General features: G+C 64.4%; 18 protein-coding genes. 7 read left to right on the top strand and 11 right to left on the bottom strand.

Translation table 11 applies throughout. The annotated features are described in order from the left end of the window. The 3 genes from AC1D2L_RS24460 to AC1D2L_RS24450 form a co-directional block, all read right to left on the bottom strand. A partial coding sequence (locus AC1D2L_RS24460) for a transposase (RefSeq protein WP_476848510.1) occupies nucleotides 1-155 on the bottom strand: 155 nt, incomplete at its 3' end. Nucleotides 156-204: 49 nt separating this feature from the next. After that, complete coding sequence (locus AC1D2L_RS24455; protein WP_476848508.1) at nucleotides 205-396, bottom strand: alpha/beta family hydrolase; 192 nt, start codon at nucleotides 394-396, stop codon at nucleotides 205-207. Beyond that, complete coding sequence (locus tag AC1D2L_RS24450) at nucleotides 315-707, bottom strand: VOC family protein (RefSeq protein ID WP_476848507.1); 393 nt, start codon at nucleotides 705-707, stop codon at nucleotides 315-317. Before AC1D2L_RS24450 ends, AC1D2L_RS24455 begins: the two co-directional genes overlap by 82 nt. Nucleotides 708-1,760: 1,053 nt before the next feature. On the opposite strand from AC1D2L_RS24450, the gene AC1D2L_RS24445 reads away from it, so the two are divergent. The 3 genes from AC1D2L_RS24445 to AC1D2L_RS24435 all read left to right on the top strand — a co-directional run bounded on the left by AC1D2L_RS24445 (nucleotide 1,761) and on the right by AC1D2L_RS24435 (nucleotide 3,530). After that, nucleotides 1,761-1,940: a hypothetical protein gene (locus tag AC1D2L_RS24445; RefSeq protein WP_476848506.1), complete on the top strand. Its 180-nt coding sequence runs from the start codon at nucleotides 1,761-1,763 to the stop codon at nucleotides 1,938-1,940. 217 nt (nucleotides 1,941-2,157) lie between these two features. Continuing rightward, entirely contained in the window at nucleotides 2,158-3,144 is a 987-nt protein-coding gene (locus AC1D2L_RS24440; protein WP_476848505.1) for a sensor histidine kinase, read from the top strand. 2 nt (nucleotides 3,145-3,146) lie between these two features. Continuing rightward, nucleotides 3,147-3,530, top strand: a complete 384-nt coding sequence (locus AC1D2L_RS24435) for a response regulator (protein ID WP_476848504.1) — start codon at nucleotides 3,147-3,149, stop codon at nucleotides 3,528-3,530. Nucleotides 3,531-3,588: 58 nt separating this feature from the next. Here AC1D2L_RS24435 and AC1D2L_RS24430 read toward each other — a convergent pair whose 3' ends face one another. Further along, nucleotides 3,589-4,020: a low affinity iron permease family protein gene (locus AC1D2L_RS24430; protein ID WP_476848503.1), complete on the bottom strand. Its 432-nt coding sequence runs from the start codon at nucleotides 4,018-4,020 to the stop codon at nucleotides 3,589-3,591. A gap of 538 nt (nucleotides 4,021-4,558) precedes the next feature. On the opposite strand from AC1D2L_RS24430, the gene AC1D2L_RS24425 reads away from it, so the two are divergent. Next, nucleotides 4,559-4,825 carry a hypothetical protein gene (locus tag AC1D2L_RS24425; protein WP_476848502.1) on the top strand — a complete coding sequence of 89 codons (267 nt, stop codon included), beginning with the start codon at nucleotides 4,559-4,561 and terminating at the stop codon, nucleotides 4,823-4,825. Between the two features lie 725 nt (nucleotides 4,826-5,550). Here the strand turns inward: AC1D2L_RS24425 and AC1D2L_RS24420 are convergent. After that, a complete protein-coding gene (locus AC1D2L_RS24420; RefSeq protein WP_476848501.1) occupies nucleotides 5,551-5,838 on the bottom strand; it encodes a hypothetical protein in 288 nt (95 codons plus the stop codon). Nucleotides 5,839-6,416: 578 nt separating this feature from the next. Between AC1D2L_RS24420 and AC1D2L_RS24415 the strand changes: the two genes are divergently transcribed. Next, nucleotides 6,417-6,575, top strand: a complete 159-nt coding sequence (locus tag AC1D2L_RS24415) for a hypothetical protein (protein WP_476848500.1) — start codon at nucleotides 6,417-6,419, stop codon at nucleotides 6,573-6,575. Between the two features lie 437 nt (nucleotides 6,576-7,012). Here AC1D2L_RS24415 and AC1D2L_RS24410 read toward each other — a convergent pair whose 3' ends face one another. Together AC1D2L_RS24410 and AC1D2L_RS24405 are read right to left on the bottom strand one after the other, a co-directional pair. Continuing rightward, nucleotides 7,013-7,225, bottom strand: a complete 213-nt coding sequence (locus AC1D2L_RS24410) for a hypothetical protein (protein ID WP_476848499.1) — start codon at nucleotides 7,223-7,225, stop codon at nucleotides 7,013-7,015. 120 nt (nucleotides 7,226-7,345) lie between these two features. Next, nucleotides 7,346-8,320, bottom strand: coding sequence for a calcium-binding protein (locus tag AC1D2L_RS24405; RefSeq protein WP_476848498.1), 975 nt, complete (start codon nucleotides 8,318-8,320; stop codon nucleotides 7,346-7,348). A gap of 336 nt (nucleotides 8,321-8,656) precedes the next feature. Between AC1D2L_RS24405 and AC1D2L_RS24400 the strand changes: the two genes are divergently transcribed. Together AC1D2L_RS24400 and AC1D2L_RS24395 are read left to right on the top strand one after the other, a co-directional pair. After that, entirely contained in the window at nucleotides 8,657-8,959 is a 303-nt protein-coding gene (locus tag AC1D2L_RS24400) for a DUF2934 domain-containing protein (RefSeq protein WP_476848497.1), read from the top strand. Between the two features lie 227 nt (nucleotides 8,960-9,186). After that, entirely contained in the window at nucleotides 9,187-11,064 is a 1,878-nt protein-coding gene (locus AC1D2L_RS24395; protein WP_476848496.1) for a glycosyltransferase family 2 protein, read from the top strand. On the opposite strand, the gene AC1D2L_RS24390 is transcribed toward AC1D2L_RS24395, so the two are convergent. The 4 genes from AC1D2L_RS24390 to AC1D2L_RS24375 all read right to left on the bottom strand — a co-directional run bounded on the left by AC1D2L_RS24390 (nucleotide 11,009) and on the right by AC1D2L_RS24375 (nucleotide 15,079). Then, complete coding sequence (locus tag AC1D2L_RS24390) at nucleotides 11,009-11,596, bottom strand: SCO family protein (protein ID WP_476848495.1); 588 nt, start codon at nucleotides 11,594-11,596, stop codon at nucleotides 11,009-11,011. The two genes, AC1D2L_RS24395 and AC1D2L_RS24390, sit on opposite strands and share 56 nt — an antisense overlap. 48 nt (nucleotides 11,597-11,644) lie before the next feature. Next, the gene (locus AC1D2L_RS24385; RefSeq protein ID WP_476848494.1) at nucleotides 11,645-11,836 is read right to left on the bottom strand and encodes a hypothetical protein; all 192 of its coding nucleotides are present in this window, start codon (nucleotides 11,834-11,836) and stop codon (nucleotides 11,645-11,647) included. A 106-nt stretch (nucleotides 11,837-11,942) separates the two neighbouring features. Continuing rightward, entirely contained in the window at nucleotides 11,943-13,337 is a 1,395-nt protein-coding gene (locus AC1D2L_RS24380; RefSeq protein WP_476848493.1) for an HlyD family type I secretion periplasmic adaptor subunit, read from the bottom strand. Continuing rightward, the gene (locus tag AC1D2L_RS24375; protein ID WP_476848492.1) at nucleotides 13,334-15,079 is read right to left on the bottom strand and encodes a type I secretion system permease/ATPase; all 1,746 of its coding nucleotides are present in this window, start codon (nucleotides 15,077-15,079) and stop codon (nucleotides 13,334-13,336) included. Before AC1D2L_RS24375 ends, AC1D2L_RS24380 begins: the two co-directional genes overlap by 4 nt. Nucleotides 15,080-15,219: the final 140 nt, after the last annotated feature.

Here is a 15,219-nt window from a genome sequence, read left to right as displayed (position 1 = left end):
CCTTCAAGGAGTTGGCTGCGCCATTGCGTGATCTGGTTGGGGTGGACGTCGAACTGCTGAGCCAATTCGGCCAGCGTCTTCTCGCCCTTGATCGCCGCCAAAGCGACCTTCGCTTTGAAAACCGGGCTGTGGTTCCGGCGCACGCGTCTCGTCATATCCGCTCCTGTTCACGACAATCATGCCGCGTTCAGGCCGAAAATCCACCTACCCACGATGTCCAGTTTTCCCGAGCCAGCTCTTAGTTCGCAGCTGGCTGGGCTTCGCAGGCGGGTGGAAAGGATAGCCGACGGCAGGCGTTCCGTCAGCTATCGACCCTATGCGGACTTCAGAGGCAGCTCTGCGATGTGCCAGAGAACTCCCGAAGGATCGTGGATGAATCCGACCTTCAATCCCCATGGCTGCACCGCAGGCGGCTTAGGCGCTGCTAGATCAAATTGTTCAGCCAAGTGCTTGGGTCCGCGTTCGTGCCACCATTGGTCAACATCGTCTACGATGATCTGAAGCATCAAATTGGTGGCTAGGCCCTCTTGGTAGAAATCCTGCAACAGGAATTGGGCCGCTCCCGAGCACATGAGCGCAATCTTCCCGTCTGTGAACGCGATCGAGAATCCCAGCCCCTGGTAAAACTGCTTTGAGCGTTCGAAATCACGCGCGGGGATGAAGGGGCGCAGGGCGACGGGTTCAGCGTGCTGCAACGGCTGTTTCATATTCGAATACCGCCATGCTGGGAGAATTTCGACAAGCCCCGATGGCGCACATAGACCCATAGGCGACATTGCTCGAAGGCTCGCCACCGTTGCGATGGAGATGGGCCTGCACCTCCGATTGTCGAGCCGAAGCCGTGAACCCAAACGGCCTCAGGGCCAATAGAGCGATCGGTGCACGAGGTGCAGAATACGCGCGACCGGAGGGCGGAACCGACTGCAAGCTGCACCTTTTCATATTGAGATCCGCAACATGTCCCGCATCCAGGAGCGGGGGCGCGCCCGTCTGAAACTGCGGTTGCCTGCTTGGGCGAGGCGTTTTGAACTCGCGTCCAGCCAGTCCTTTCTCGACGTCTGCGAGTCCTATGAACTGGCGTGGGTGGGGCTTGAACTCTGCATGCGATCGGACACGCCTGACAGTCGCGGAATCATCGCCGATTACCGAGAACTGGTCGCTTCGTTGGAACTAGAAGCCCAACACTACGCAACCCGGGACGCCGAGCCGTTTTCGCCTAGACGGTGATACTCGTCCGATAGGCGACGGTGGTCGACGGGCCCACCAGTCGCCCTCTGCCGCATCTTCAAAGCTTGGTCACGCTCTGCCCCTCGGCAACCCTAACCGCGGGGGCCATGTTTGCTTTCCACCCATCCCGGACATTGGCGATGGTCAGTCTTTGCCGACCTGACGCCGACGCTTATTTGGCGCAGGCTCGGCTGGCAGCATGTCGTCCTTACCACACTCGATCAAGGTCAACCCCGCCATGCTCGGCGGCAGGTCGGGCGGCCGGGTCGTGTAGAGATCGGGCAGGTAGGCACCGCAGCGTTGGCCGTATTTCTGCGGCTTCCGCAGCTCGGTGAACGGGGTTAAGGGCATGGCCCCATGAAGGCGCGCAGCACCACCTGAACCGCCAGACGGGGGGCCCTAGCGCGCACGACCGAAGGCGTGGTCGTTATTCATGTGCTTACGGACGACGAAACTGACGAGCTGAGCGCCCTCAACCTTCTCGCGCGCCATGCCGTCATCCCCGAGCAGTTCGAGGAAGAGATCCGGGCCCTTTGAGCTACACGACGACAATGACGAAGCAGCACAACCCTATCGAATATGCTGGCGCCGAAATCGCAGTTACTTTGCGCCAGACCATCAAGCGCGGAGGTGTGATGGCGGTCTACCGGATGGACTACCCGTTCCTCCACGCCGCTCTCAAATCGGCGATGACCTCCTGGCGTGTCGCGTAGTAGGTCTGCGCGGACGGTCGCGGCCTCACCGTTCGCCGCCCGTTCCTCAGCAGCCGCGGCGTGCTATAATTCAGATCAGGGACGGGAGCGGATGTCATTCCACCGCGCCGATCGCGGCAGGATTCTTCAGGAGCGGACACACTCAAGATCACGGCGCTGCTAAGCTCGGTGAACCCGGAGCAGGGTTCGGCGTTTTACTTCGATTGAGGGGGACAGCATGACGCTGGATGAACTTTACCGCGTGCTTCGCAGCAATCACGTGCAAGCTCAGGGCATCGTCGATACGCTACAGGAGCCACTTGTTGTGCTGGACAAGGACCTCCTTGTCGTCAACGCGAACCCGGCCTTTCTCAGACTGTTCCGGGTCGCGCGCGAAGATACCTTCGGCAGAAGCCTGTTCGACCTGGGGGACGGCCAGTGGGACATCCCCAATTTGCGCGCGCTCCTTGCCGAAGTCGTGCCGAAGGCCGCCGCCGTGGTCGGCTTCGAAGTGAAGCATGCGTTCCCGACGATTGGCACCCGCACCATGCTCGTGAGCGCTCGCCAACTCGCTCATCCCGACCACAACAGCACGCAGATGCTGGTCGTGTTTGAAGATGTCACCGAACGTCAGAAGCAAGATAACGCCAAGGACATTCTGGTTGCGGAAACGCGCCACCGGATGAAAAACCTGCTCGCGATGATCCGGGCCGTCGCCACTCAGACGAAGACGACGAACCGGACGGCTGAAGAATACCGGGACGCCTTTATGGGGCGTTTCGAAGCCGTCATTGGGGCTCAAGAGTTGATCAATACCAACGGCTCTGTGGCCGATCTTGCAGCGCTGCTCGACACGACACTGCGGCCGATTGCCGGGCAGCGTGCGGTCTTGGCTCCGAGCCCACCTGTCAGCCTTTCGCAACATCAGATTGTGCCGGTCTCCATGATCGTCCACGAACTGGCGACCAACGCCCTGAAATATGGCGCTCTGTCGAGCGCGAATGGCAGTGTTCGCGTCTACTGGAAGACGGAACAACGTGAGGCCCAAACCTATTTGCTCTTGCAATGGCGCGAAGAGGGAGGCCCGCCCGTGACCCCACCAGATCGAACCGGCTTCGGAACGAAGCTGATCAACTATAATTGCAGGGCCGAGGGTGGTGATGCCGTGTTCGACTATACGCCGACCGGTCTCCAGGCGCAGATCATGCTGGCGATTGCGCAGTAGCGGTGGGTCACGATCCAGCCCTCGTTCAATCTTCCGTACTTGTCGTCGAAGACGAATTTCTGATTGCTATGGAACTCTGCGAGCTTCTGGAGGACGCTGGGTACCGCGTAATCGGGCCTGTCGCGACCGTAGCGGAGGCCCTGAAAATGTTGGGCAAGGGTTGGCCTCATGTGTGCTTGCTGGACGTAAATCTGAGAGGGGAGATCAGCGCTCCGGTGGCTCATGCCTTGCGGGAACATAAAGTCCCGTTCTTACTGTCGAGCGCCTACGAACAGGAAACGCTGGATCGACATCCCGCATTCGTCGGGGCGGTCAACATCGGCAAGCCGGCCCCGCCCGCGACGCTATTGTCGATGTTGCAGGGGCTCTTGAAGCCGGCGCGCTAACTTTAGGCCCACAGTGTTCTGTGTGGATCTCCAGCCGAGCGCGGGGCACGAAGAGCTCTCAGCTAGCGGCTGGAGGAGGACCCGGATCTCGGCCCTTCCGAGCAATGGCTGCTCGCTCCTCGAATTGTTTACGGATCTTTTCAATTTGCTCCTCGTCCAGTTGCTCCAGATCCATTAGTTCTTCACGCGCGCCCTCAAGCCGAACAATGAGCTCGTCGAGCTTGATCTGCATTGCGGCGGTGTCCCGATTTTGGCTGTTCTGGATGATGAACACCATCAGGAAGGTGACGATGGTGGTCGAGGTGTTGATCACCAGCTGCCACGTATCGTTATATCCAAAGAATGGCCCTGATATGCCCCAGGCAACTATGACGCCGACAGCCACGAAGAAGCTTGCCGGTTTACCGGTCCAACGAGCCGTCGACTGGGCTAAACGAGTAAACAATGAGGGTGGGTTGCTGAGTTCGCTCAACCCGTCATTAATCGACATCTCATTCCTCGCTGGTAACCTGATGGGAATAGGCGGCGATGAGCGTCACAGGCCGTTTCAATAGCCTACTAGTTTGAAGCGGACGGAGGACCGATTGGCGCGTTTATGCCGATACTGAGAGTGATGACTGTCTCAGACTCATTGCGCCTGGAAGTGCCGACTTGCTCTTTCGAGCCCCATGCGCACCAACTCGTCCACCGATCCCGAAAGCGCGTCCCTCGGCGCTCCCCGTTGAGCGATAGCTTCCCCCGGTCCTTCCGCAGACGCAATGTGGATCATTGAAGCAACGTCGATATGGAAATTCCGACTCATCGGCTCAACACATGGTATGCGGCGAGGCGCCGGTTCACCTGGCGCGTCGAGCTCAGGCATTGTTGTCGAGGATCCGCGCGCGATGCCTTCTCACTCCGGATAGCTTCGCTCCAAGGCCCAGGTCGCAGCATTCTTTTGGCGCACATAATTCAACTCCGAACTCAACTGGAGTGGCGAACGGGCGGCGGGGGGACTGGTTCCGCCGTGCTACTCTTGGATAAAATTGTTGGAGGAATTTGCCATGGAGCACCGGTATAAGGTCGGAGACGAAGTTCATCTCAATTTTAAATTTTTGGATCTGTCCGGATCGGGGCGATATCAGGTGATCCGGCTTATCCCGGCTGGAATCGATGGCGAGCCGCAATATCGCGTTAAAGGCGAAGACGGTGTGGAGCGTGCGATTGGGGAACGCCAGATGGCCGCCGCCTCGAAGGACGAAGAGGCCTCAAGGTCGGAATACCGAGGCACGGCTGGGAAGGCCGACCATCCTTAAGCGAACAGTGCGAGGCAAGGGCGCTCGCTCTGCGAACATTCGCGAAGGAAATCGCGCGCTTGCATTCCCACCTTGGCGGGGATCAGATCAAGCCGCCTGCAGCAAACCGTACCCCCCAGGTCGGCCTGCGGGTCGGCCGCCAGCACAAGGGGCCGGAGCCCTTGCTGGCGGCTAGCCTATCAGGGTTAAGGGGAATCCGCTGCCTAAGGCCGGTGGAATCCACGATATAGCGGACTGGAGGGGATCGACGTTGCCATTGGTCTCGATCACAAACACAAAAGAGTTTGAAGCCGCAGTCAACGCCATCATGACACTCGCGAAGACCAAGCGGGACGAGGGGCAAAAGGCGCAATACGCATCATTGGTCACAGCTGCCGATTTATGGATATGTCAAGGGCAACTAAGTCCCACAGGCTCATCTCGTGAACGTTTCACGAGCAGCAAGGCTATTAGGTAGCGGCGTAAGGAGCCTGGAGGCAGTAAGGCCTACGTGGCATACGCTGCGTCCGCACAGTTGCGGATCGAAGGGAGAGGCCGTCGATGCGCTCACTGGCGTAACCGCTCAGCCGTTAGCAATGTCCGCCCACGACCTCATCCGAGATAGCGGCCGAGCTTCCAGCCTATCCAGACGGCAATGAGCATTCCCACCGTGACGCCGAGCGCTACCAGCATCGGCTTTGCTCCGTTGGCCCCGCGTGTGAACGTCGGACACAGTACGTCGTTCCTTAAACTCTGGTGTCCACTCGAAGCCCCGAGACTGGGCCGGGATAATGGAGTAAGCCGCGCCGGCCCATGCTGAGGAAGCCATGGTCCTCAAGCCACGAGCGCACGATGTCCTGTCCGACCGGCCCAAGACCGCTAACAGTGGTGAGCCGCACACGGGCAACGTCGCTGGGTCGCGGATGCCAGTCCTTCGGGCGGGGCTCGTGGTCGAGGCTGATGACGTCCCAAAGGGCGTTGAGGACCCTGCTCGCCTGGTGCTGATTGCCGCAAAAGGAATAGAGATGGTTCATGACCGCCTCCTTTTCCCTAGGCTAGCGCGTGGCTTCCAGCCAAAAAATCCTCCTAACAAGGTAGAAGCATGACCCAAACGAAGTGGTAGCTCATTTTTCTCGCCTCAAGTTTTTGCAATCGCTGGCGCGGCGTCGAAGACAGGCTCCTAGAAAAAAACTTGCCCGCAAGGCGCGTAGCGCGGACATGACCCTACTGGCGGCGAGTAGGTGGATCAGGCGTCCTTGACGGCGGGCGGGGAGGAGGAGCCTCCGGAGCGTTGTCCTTTTTACCCGCGACGCCGGGATTTGCCTTCTCTGGCGGCGCCGTTGTGCTCGGGCTGGGGGAACTGCGATCGGATGAGCCCGGGGAAGGAGATAACTGCGGCTTCGGCGAGATGGTCTGCGCCTGCGCTGAAGCTACCAAACCTGCCGCCATTGCCAATATCAAAGCGTTTCTCATTCTATCCTCCTTGCTTCTGTGCGTGCAACAGCAACACACCGGGGAGGTTCCGCTCGCTTGCCGAGACACGGCGGACATTTGCGTCCCTATCCGGAGCCACTGTGTGGGCTGCGGATTCCTCGCCCAGGAGGACCGGGTCATGCAGATCACGACCGATGATGATTATGACGCCGCGCTCGATAGGGCTCAGGAGCTCATGGGCTGCACCGAGGGCAGCGAGGAAGACGAGGAGCTGGAGCAGATTGCCAACGCCATCGACGAATGGGCGCATAAGGCGAAGGTCCGGTGGGCTCACTGACCAAGACCTTTTCGCTGATAGACTCGCGTGGAGCCGTCTCGCTTGCCCGGTTTGTAACATTGTTACGCTGCGCGACGGGAAGCGCCGCTGCTATGGGGAAAAGGGCGGCTGCGACAATCTGCCACCGAAGTGCGCGGATGAGCGCCGGATTACGCCAGCCAGCGGCGGAAATTGTTGGCCCTTTTGTTGGCCCTTATGTCGATGTTATCCGTCAAATCACAATAATTACAGATAGATAAAGCGTCCACGCGATTCCGCCTGGCTCCACCAAATCTCCTCCAGCTGGATAGCTGGCCTTTCTGAAAATCCGAGAAGCACTGCAATGGATCGTCTGCCGCAGCCGGCGACGAGCCGCATTGTGGCTTGCCGTAGCGCATGAAAAAGCCCGCAGGGCGAACCATGCGGGCTTCGACTGATTCGGTCGTGCTGCCGGTCGCTTATTGCAGCGGCGGCTCTTCCAGACCGAAATCGGCGACGACGACATAGCCCGAGGCTGCGTCCGTCTCCTTGCCGCCGATCGTGACGCGGCGGCTTGGCTGCCAGACGATGCTGACGACGACGCCGCTGTCGTCCGAGATCTTGTCGAGGGCCGCCTGGAGCAGCGCGACGTCATCGTCGACCGCGATGACCTTGTATCCGTCTTCGTTCATGGGAGTGCTCCGATTCTGAGCGCCGACCATAGGCCGTGCACCGAGGTGAAGATAGGCGCAGCGCCATGACCACCCCGGCAAAGAGGCCGCTCCCCGCAGGTTCTCGGTCTTTCGACAGTGTCAGCTGCCGAAGACCGCGCCATAGGCGGAGTTATCGCCCAGGGCGAGCCCCACCAGGATGCTTGCGGCCGCGGCGCCATAGCCCAGCTCGGGCTCCTGCGCCGCGTGGCCGACCATCTGTCCGTAGACCGCGCCCCGCGCCTCGAGTTCTGCCTGGCTCTCCGACAGCCCCGCCGAGCGGTAGAGTGATTCGAAATAGCTGACCTGCGCCAGCAACGCGTCCTGCTGCGCGGCGGTGGCCGAGCGGTTGAACAGGGGCGCGTAGGCGATCTCGACGAAATCCGGATCGGTGCCTCCGGAAAAGGCCGCCTGGAACTCGGCGGTGGCAGCGAAGCCGCGACCCAGTGCCTCATAGGGGCCGAGCTCGGCGAAAGCGCTCTGCAGCGTGTTCTTGTAGTAGTCGAATTGCGTGCGGGCGAAGAGCGCCAGCGGATCCAGTTTCTCGGAAGTCGGGACCGTGCCGAAGATCGCCGCCTGCATCAGCAGCGCTGGAACGGTCGATGTGCCCGCGCTGGCGACCAGCGCCTCGACATAGCCCGCAAAGGTCAGTTCGCCCGCGCGGATCGAGAGCGCGGTCCTCTCGGCCAGGAGGTCCGGCGCCTTGACGCGCAGGACGGCCCTCAGCGCGTCGTTGATCGGGGCAATCTCGGTGAAGGGCAGCGCGACCGCACCCTCCAGCCCGTGCTGGGGATCGACCAGCACCACCGTGTCCCGGAAGATGATGCGCTCGACGCCGACCGAGCGGTCGCCTTCTGCGCCACCGATCAGGTACTGCGAATTGACGAAATCGAGATTGGCGCCCCCGCCATAGCCGATGTCGACGACGAAGGTGTCGAAGCCGCTGCCGCCATCGACATAGCTGCGCCCAGGACCGTTGAAGATGATGTCGTCGCCGGCTCCGGCAAAGATCACGTTGTAGGGATCTGTGCCGGCGTAGAGTGCCTCCGAGGCGCCCGTGCCGTGGATGGTCGCCATGTCGTGTCCCCAAACTCTCCGCGCCCGCGATAGATCTTGCCGGCGATAGACCTTGCTCGCGATAGACCTTGCCCGCGACGAGCGCCCACCGCTTTTTATCTGCGGGGCGCGGCTCCAGCAACAGGCGGTGCCGTTGCGGCATGATGGCAGAGAGCGGTGTGGGCACAAAAAAGATGCAGTCGCGCGGCCGAACCTCGGCTGGGCCGCCGCGTTGGTCCGGCACGGCGCAGAGCGCCTTGATGGCGGCGGGCGCGCGTCCCGCCGCGTGGCTCGTGTAGAGCCGATGTCGCCCGATGTGCCGTTCCAGCATGAACCCGAGGCGAGAGGACCGTACCGATGGCATTATCTGACAAGGCTGAACGCGAGATCCGCAAGATCGCCTATTCACTCTGGGTTCGGGATGGCCAGCCCGACGGGCGCGATCGCGAGCATTGGGAAGCGGCGAAAGAACTCTGGGCCTACCAGTCCGCCCGCCACGAGGAGATCTCTGTTGGGCCTGAGCAGGCGCAACCGGGACACCAGGCCGGGAACGAGTCCGGCGCAGCGGCACTCGACGATCGGGCCGAGCGCGGCCCCGCTCCGCGACGCGGCCGGAGCGCGCGCACCCCCGCGTCGGAGCAGCCCCGCCAGCGTCACTGACTCCCGCGCAAACCCCACGCCGAGGGGCGTACAGCGAACTCCCCTTACGTCGAGAGTCGTATCGACTCGCGCGACGAGATGGCGAAGCATGCCTCGTCGCTGGCGCCCTGCCGTAGGGCCCGCCGGCCGGCCAGACATGTGCGAGGCCGGCGATGCGGGTCAGCGGGCGGGAGGCGGACTCAGCGGCCCCGGCCGACGCGGACGCGCGCGAATTCGCGGCGGGAAGCGTGGCCGGAAGTCTGCCCGTCGACATCGCGTTCCTGACGAATATCGGCATCGCGCCCTCGGTCCTGGCCGCTGTCGCGTCGCGGGCAGCGCGGCTGGGCGTCGCGCCGTCGCGCGAAATCATCGCCTCGGGGGTCGTCGGCGCCGAGGCGTTCTATCGTGCCCTGGCCCGCGAACTCGGCTGCGCCTTTCAGGCCGGACGCCTGCCCTTTCGCCCGGGAGGCGGTTATGGCGCGATCCTGCGCGAAGGCATGGCCGTCGTCGCGTCGTCGTCGGGAACCCGATTCCGCTTTGCCCTGGCGCCGGAAGGACCGGCCCTGCGACGCCTGCTGGAATTCGGCCCGCGCCATCGCGATGACGTCGTGATCATGGTGCCTGCCGACTTCGCGGCGAGCCTGCGGCTGTCGAACGGGATCGCGCTCGCCCGCCATATAGCAGGGCTCGACCGTGCCGGGCTCGCCCGCGACAGCGCCCGGACGGGGTCGAGCCGCGGCCAGCAGCTTGCGGCGGCCATAGGGGTCGCATCGGCAGCCGTTGCGGGGACGTTGGCGCCGTTCGAAACCTTCTTCACCGTTGCGCTGCTGCTCTGCCCGGTGTTTCTGGGGCTGATCTATCTCCGGCTTGCCGCCGTGGTCGAGCCGCTCGCTGGTGATCTCTGGCGCAGCCATCGCTGGCGCGTCGATGACGCCCGCCTGCCGGTCTACACCGTGGCCGTCCCGATCTACCGGGAGGAGGCCGTGCTGCCGCAATTGATCGCGGCCCTGACGGCGCTCGACTATCCCGCCGCCAAGCTCGAGATCCTGCTCCTGACCGAGGCCAATGACGCCGGCGTCGCGGCGGCGCTGTCACAGCTAGAGCTGCCACCCTGCTTCACCGTGCTGGTCGTGCCGCCTGGCCAGCCCCAGACCAAGCCGCGCGCGCTGAACCTCGCCCTGCTGGAGGCGCGCGGCGAGTACTTCACGATCTTCGATGCCGAGGATATCCCGGAACCCCAGCAATTGCGGCTCGCCGCTGCGCGCTTCCTGCGGGCGCCGCCGGAGCTCGCCTGCCTGCAGGCCCGCCTGGTGATCAACTATGCGGGCGAGGGCCTGCTGCCGGCGCTGTTCGCGCTCGAATATGCCGGGCTGTTCGAGGTCCTCAATCCCGGCCTGCTGCGCTATCGCCTGCCGATCATGCTGGGTGGCACCTCGAACCATTTCCGTACCGATGCGCTGCGCGCGGTCGGCGGCTGGGACGCGTGGAACGTCACCGAGGATGCAGATCTCGGCCTGAGGCTGGTGAGGGCCGGCTGCTGGATCGGGGACCTGCCATCGCGCACGTTCGAGGAGGCGCCGCTGACGGTCCGCGCCTGGCTCAAGCAGCGCGCCCGCTGGATCAAGGGCTACATGCAGACGCTGATCACGCACCTGCACAGCCCGCGCCTGCTGCTGCGCGAGGCTGGCCTGGGCGCCGGCGCGAGCTTTGTGGCGCTGGGGCTGGGGACCGTGGCGACGGCGCTGGGCTACCCCGTCTTCACGCTGGCGGTGGCCTACGCATATGGCGGCGGAGCGTTCTGGCTGCCCGATGGCCATTTAGGCAGCCTGGCGATGACGCTTGCTCTGGTCGTCTGGATCTTCGGGACGCTCGCCATCTTCATCCCGCCCGCGCTCGGTGCGGTGCGGCGCAAGGCCCCGGAACTGCTCTGCCTGCTGCCGCTGCTGCCGCTCTATTACGCGCTGGTCTCGGTGGCGGCCTGGCTCGCGGTCTACGAATACCTGATGAAGCGCTTCACCTGGAACAAGACGATGCATGGCACGGCGCGGCTTTCGCCACCGCGCCCGGGAATCACAGATGCTTCAGCCATTCCGCCGCCGCCTGAGCCGGAGGCTGCTCGATATTGAAGGCGCCGACGAACTCGCCGCGCTTGTCCATCAGATACACCAGCGCCGTGTGGTCCATGGTGTAGTCGCCTTCCTTGAGCGGCACCTTCTTGGCATAGGCGCGATAGGCCTTCACCGTGGCGTCGATCGCGGCGCGGTCGCCGGTCAGGCCGACGATGCGCGGATCGAAGGAACCGAGATAGCTCTTCATCACCGCGGCGGTGTCGCGCTCGGGGTCGACGCTGATGAAGATGGCACGCAGCTTGTCGCCCTTGGGGCCGGCGGCCCGCAAGGTCTCCGAGATCTCGAAAAGCTTCGTCGGGCAGACATCGGGGCAATGGGTGAAGCCGAAGAAGATCAGGAACGGCGCGCCGCGCAGATCCTTGTCGGTCATCGTCTTGCCGTCCTGCGTCGTCAGCGAGAACGGCCCGCCCACGCTGCTTGTGGCGGTCTGCCCCGGCCGCGACGGAGAGAAGGTGACGAAGGCCGCAGCCGCGAGCGCGAGCGCGCCAAGCAGGAAGACGACCAGCGGCAGAACGAGGCGGCGATTCACGGGCGGGGATCCAGTCTGGCTTCGGGCGTCATGCGGGCCGCGGCCCGCTTAGAAACAGGCGACGATGGCGGCGATGAGGCCGTCGGTGAACAGACGATCGCCCTCGCGCCACCACAACAGCAGCCCGGTCAGCAGCAGCGCGAACGCCCCACCGGCCAGCAGGGCGATGCCGGCGCGCGAAGGCGGGGTGTCGTCGGAATCGCCGGTCTCGACCTTGGCGCCGTCTTGGGCTTGCGTCATCGGGCGATCATAGACCCCGCGCGCGGGCTCCGGAAGCGGCCTCCCTGACGCAGGGCGGCGCGCGGCCGGAGCCCGGCGTCACAAGCGCGTGTGCCGGCAGTCCGCCTTACTCTTCGCGGAAGCCGGACCGGACGGAGTCCATCAGCGGCTGGGTCAGGTAGGCCATCACCGTGCGCTCGCCGGTCGCCACGAGCACTTCGGCAGGCATGCCGGGCTTGAGCCGGGCGCGGATCTTCTCGGGGAAGCCCGAGGATCGCACGCTGACCCGCAGTGCGTAGAACAACTGCTGCGAGATGTCGTCGCGCAGGGCGTCGGCAGCTATCGACTTGACCTCGCCGATCGTCACCGGAGTCTTGCGTCCCTTGAACGAGGGCAGCCTGACTTCGGCGCTCATGCCCGGGCGCAGGCTGTTGACGTCCATCGGCGAGACCTTGGCGGTGACGACGAGATCGTCATCCTCCGGCACGATCTCCATCATCGTCTCGCCCGGCTTGACCACGGCGCCGACCGTGTGGACCTTGGAGCCGACGACGCGGCCGGCACGCGGAGCACGGACCTCGGTGCGGGCCAGCACGTCATCGGCCATGCGGAGCTTCTCGCGGGCTTCGGCGAGCCTGACCCGCGCCTCCGTGAGCTTGTTGGACGAATCCTCAGCCGCGCGACGCATGATCTGGTCGGTCTGGAGCCGGATTTCCTCGTTGCCCACGGTCAGTCGCGCCAGGTCGGCATCGAGCGAGCCGACGCGTCCCTGAAGCTCGGAAAGCGTGCGCTGCAGCGGGTTGATGCGCGTCGCCGCGACATAGCCCTGGTCGGCCAGCGGGCGCAGTTTGGCGAGTTCGTCATTGATGCTGGTGACCTGCGAGACCGCCGCGTTGCGCTGCGATTCCGTGGAGTCGTACTGCCTCCGGGCCTGCGTCAGGCGCTCGCCGAGGATCGAGACCTCGAGCCGCAGGCCGGAGTCGCGATCGCGGAACTGGCGTTCCTGGTCGGCGATGATGCGGCGCGCCTCCTTGAGCTCGACGACCTCGGTCAGCTCGGCGGGAAAGGAGATCTTCTCCCGGCGCTCGGCCTCGGCCGTGAAGCGGGCCTCCTCGCCGAGTGCCTGAAGCACGCCGAGCTGGGCAACGCCGCGCTGCGCCATGGCGTGGGTCGCGTCGAGCTGCAGCAGCACGTCACCTTCCTGGACCTCCTTGCCGTCCCTGACGGCGATGGCCTTGATCAGCCCGCCTTCGAGATGCTGGACCGACTTGCGGTCGCTTTCGACGACGATGCTGCCATGGGCGACCACGGCGCTGTCGAGCCGCGCCGTGCCGGCCCAGACCCCGCCCACGCCGAGGGTGAGCGCGATGACGAGATAGCCCTTCCGGATCGGGGCACGCCAGTCGCTGCTGTCGGAGGCCGGCGTACGGGCGAGGACGAGCTGCCGCTGCGCGAAGCTGCGCACCTGGCCCGCACGGTGAACCAACTGCGTCGGGAGTTGCGAAAGGTTCATCGGTTTCATGGCCTCGCCATCCGGACGACAGGAAGGGCTTCGCCCGGCTTCCATTGAGCGGGCGGCCGCTGCTGCGGGCTCGCTCCGGTGCGCGCCTGTAGCAGCAGCGGAAGGATCTCGTCGCGATGGCCGGCCCGCACGGCCTGGCCGTTCTGCATCAGGACGATCTTGTCGACCTGGGACAGGAGCTGCGGACGATGGGTGATCACCACCACGATCGCACCGGCCTCGCGCAGGCGCGTCAGGGCCCGCGCCAGAGCGGCGTCGCCGTCGCCGTCGAGATTGGCATTGGGCTCGTCGAGCACGACGAGTGCCGGTTCGCCGTACATGGCGCGGGCAAGGCCGATGCGCTGGCGCTGGCCGCCGGACAGGGACGCTCCGTCATCGCCGATCTGGGTCGCGTAGCCATCGGGCAGGGCCTGGATCAGCGCGTGGGCGGACGCTGCGGTCGCAGCCGCGATCACCGCCTCGTCGGTCGCCTCGGGGTCGAAGCGGGCGATGTTGTCGCGGACCGAGCCGGAGAACAGCGAGACGTCCTGCGGGAGGTAGCCGAGGATGCCCGAGCGCTGCTCGTCGGAGAAGTGGCGGATGTCGTTGCCGTCGAGGCGCACCAGGCCGGCGGCCGGAGGCCAGACGCCGACCAGCGCGCGCGCCAGCGACGACTTGCCGGAGCCCGTCGAACCGACGATGGCACCGATCTCGCCGGGCTGGAGCTCGAACGAGACGTTCCGCACGAGCAGCGCCTCGCTGCGCGGCGCATTCACCGACAGCCCCTCGATGCGCAGCGAGCCGGTGGGACGGGGCAGGGTCGTGATCTTGGAGATCGGGTCGCGCGTCAGTGTCTTGTCGAGGCGCTGGAAGGCGGATCGGGCCGCGACAAAGCCCTTCCACTGGCTGACCGCGCCTTCGATGGGCGCCAGCGCCCGGCCCATGATCAGGGAGGCCGCGAAGATCACACCCATTGCGATCTGCTGGTTGATCGCCAGATAGGCGCCGACGCCCAGCACGGCGCATTGCAGCGCGAGCCGCAGGAATTTCGTGGCGGCCAGGAGCGAGCCGCCCCAGTCGGCGGCGCGGGTGTGATAGCCGAGCGCGAGCGCGTGGCGCTCATGCCACTGGCCCTTGATCGCCTCGCCCATGCCCAGGGCCCGGATCAGCTCGGCGTTGCGCAGGGAGGAGGACAGGCTGTCGCTCGCGCCCATGCCGATCTCGGAGGCGCGGATCAGGGCGTGCCGGGTCAGGCGCTCGTTCAGATAGGCGATGGCGAGGATTAGCACGGCACCCGCCGTTGCGACAAATCCCAGCGCCGGGTGCAGGAAGAAGCACAGGCCGAGATACACCGGGATCCAGGGCGCATCCATCAGCGAGGGCAGGAGCCCGCTCGCCAGCGTGCCGCGCAGCGTCTCGACATCGCGCAGCGGCTGCACATGCTGGGAGCCCTTGACCTGGGCCGCGGCGAGGAAGGCGGCCTCGAAAGCGGGCTGCGACAGTTCCGCGTCGAGCTGGAGGCCAAGCTGGACCAGGGCGCGGCTGCGGAAATGCTCGAGCGCCGCATAGGCCAGGAACATAACCAGCACGATCAGCGAGAGCATCACCAGCGTCGTCGCATTGCGGCTGGAGAGCACGCGATCATAGATCTGCATCGTGTAGAGCGGCGAGACGAAGACGAAGAGATTCAGGACGAAGGAGAGCCCGAACAGCGAAGCAAAGGCGGGCGATAGCTTGCGGACAGTCTGCGAGAGCAATGTCATAGATCTTCCCTCAAGCGCTCACACGGCATCGAAGCGCTTCGATGCCGTGTGAGCGTGGGTTGCTTCGCGCCGCCGGAGGTGACGCGTGCTTTATCGATACGGGACCAGGGCAGAACCCTGCGGGTGCGGCCGGCTCAGCA

The organism is Allobosea sp. P1_B10 (assembly GCF_056406735.1).
Note: the sequence above shows the minus strand (reverse complement) of the source record. Positions and strands in the feature narration are given on the sequence as shown.

Bases quoted from the DNA above. Each gene is read 5' to 3' on its own strand.
- AC1D2L_RS24455 (WP_476848508.1), bottom strand. From the start codon at position 396: ATGGGGATTGAAGGTCGGATTCATCCACGATCCTTCGGGAGTTCTCTG.
- AC1D2L_RS24450 (WP_476848507.1), bottom strand. From the start codon at position 707: ATGAAACAGCCGTTGCAGCACGCTGAACCCGTCGCCCTGCGCCCCTTC.
- AC1D2L_RS24440 (WP_476848505.1), top strand. From the start codon at position 2,158: ATGACGCTGGATGAACTTTACCGCGTGCTTCGCAGCAATCACGTGCAA.
- AC1D2L_RS24430 (WP_476848503.1), bottom strand. From the start codon at position 4,020: ATGTCGATTAATGACGGGTTGAGCGAACTCAGCAACCCACCCTCATTG.
- AC1D2L_RS24420 (WP_476848501.1), bottom strand. From the start codon at position 5,838: ATGAACCATCTCTATTCCTTTTGCGGCAATCAGCACCAGGCGAGCAGG.
- AC1D2L_RS24415 (WP_476848500.1), top strand. From the start codon at position 6,417: ATGCAGATCACGACCGATGATGATTATGACGCCGCGCTCGATAGGGCT.
- AC1D2L_RS24410 (WP_476848499.1), bottom strand. From the start codon at position 7,225: ATGAACGAAGACGGATACAAGGTCATCGCGGTCGACGATGACGTCGCG.
- AC1D2L_RS24405 (WP_476848498.1), bottom strand. From the start codon at position 8,320: ATGGCGACCATCCACGGCACGGGCGCCTCGGAGGCACTCTACGCCGGC.
- AC1D2L_RS24400 (WP_476848497.1), top strand. From the start codon at position 8,657: ATGGCATTATCTGACAAGGCTGAACGCGAGATCCGCAAGATCGCCTAT.
- AC1D2L_RS24385 (WP_476848494.1), bottom strand. From the start codon at position 11,836: ATGACGCAAGCCCAAGACGGCGCCAAGGTCGAGACCGGCGATTCCGAC.
- AC1D2L_RS24380 (WP_476848493.1), bottom strand. From the start codon at position 13,337: ATGAAACCGATGAACCTTTCGCAACTCCCGACGCAGTTGGTTCACCGT.
- AC1D2L_RS24375 (WP_476848492.1), bottom strand. From the start codon at position 15,079: ATGACATTGCTCTCGCAGACTGTCCGCAAGCTATCGCCCGCCTTTGCT.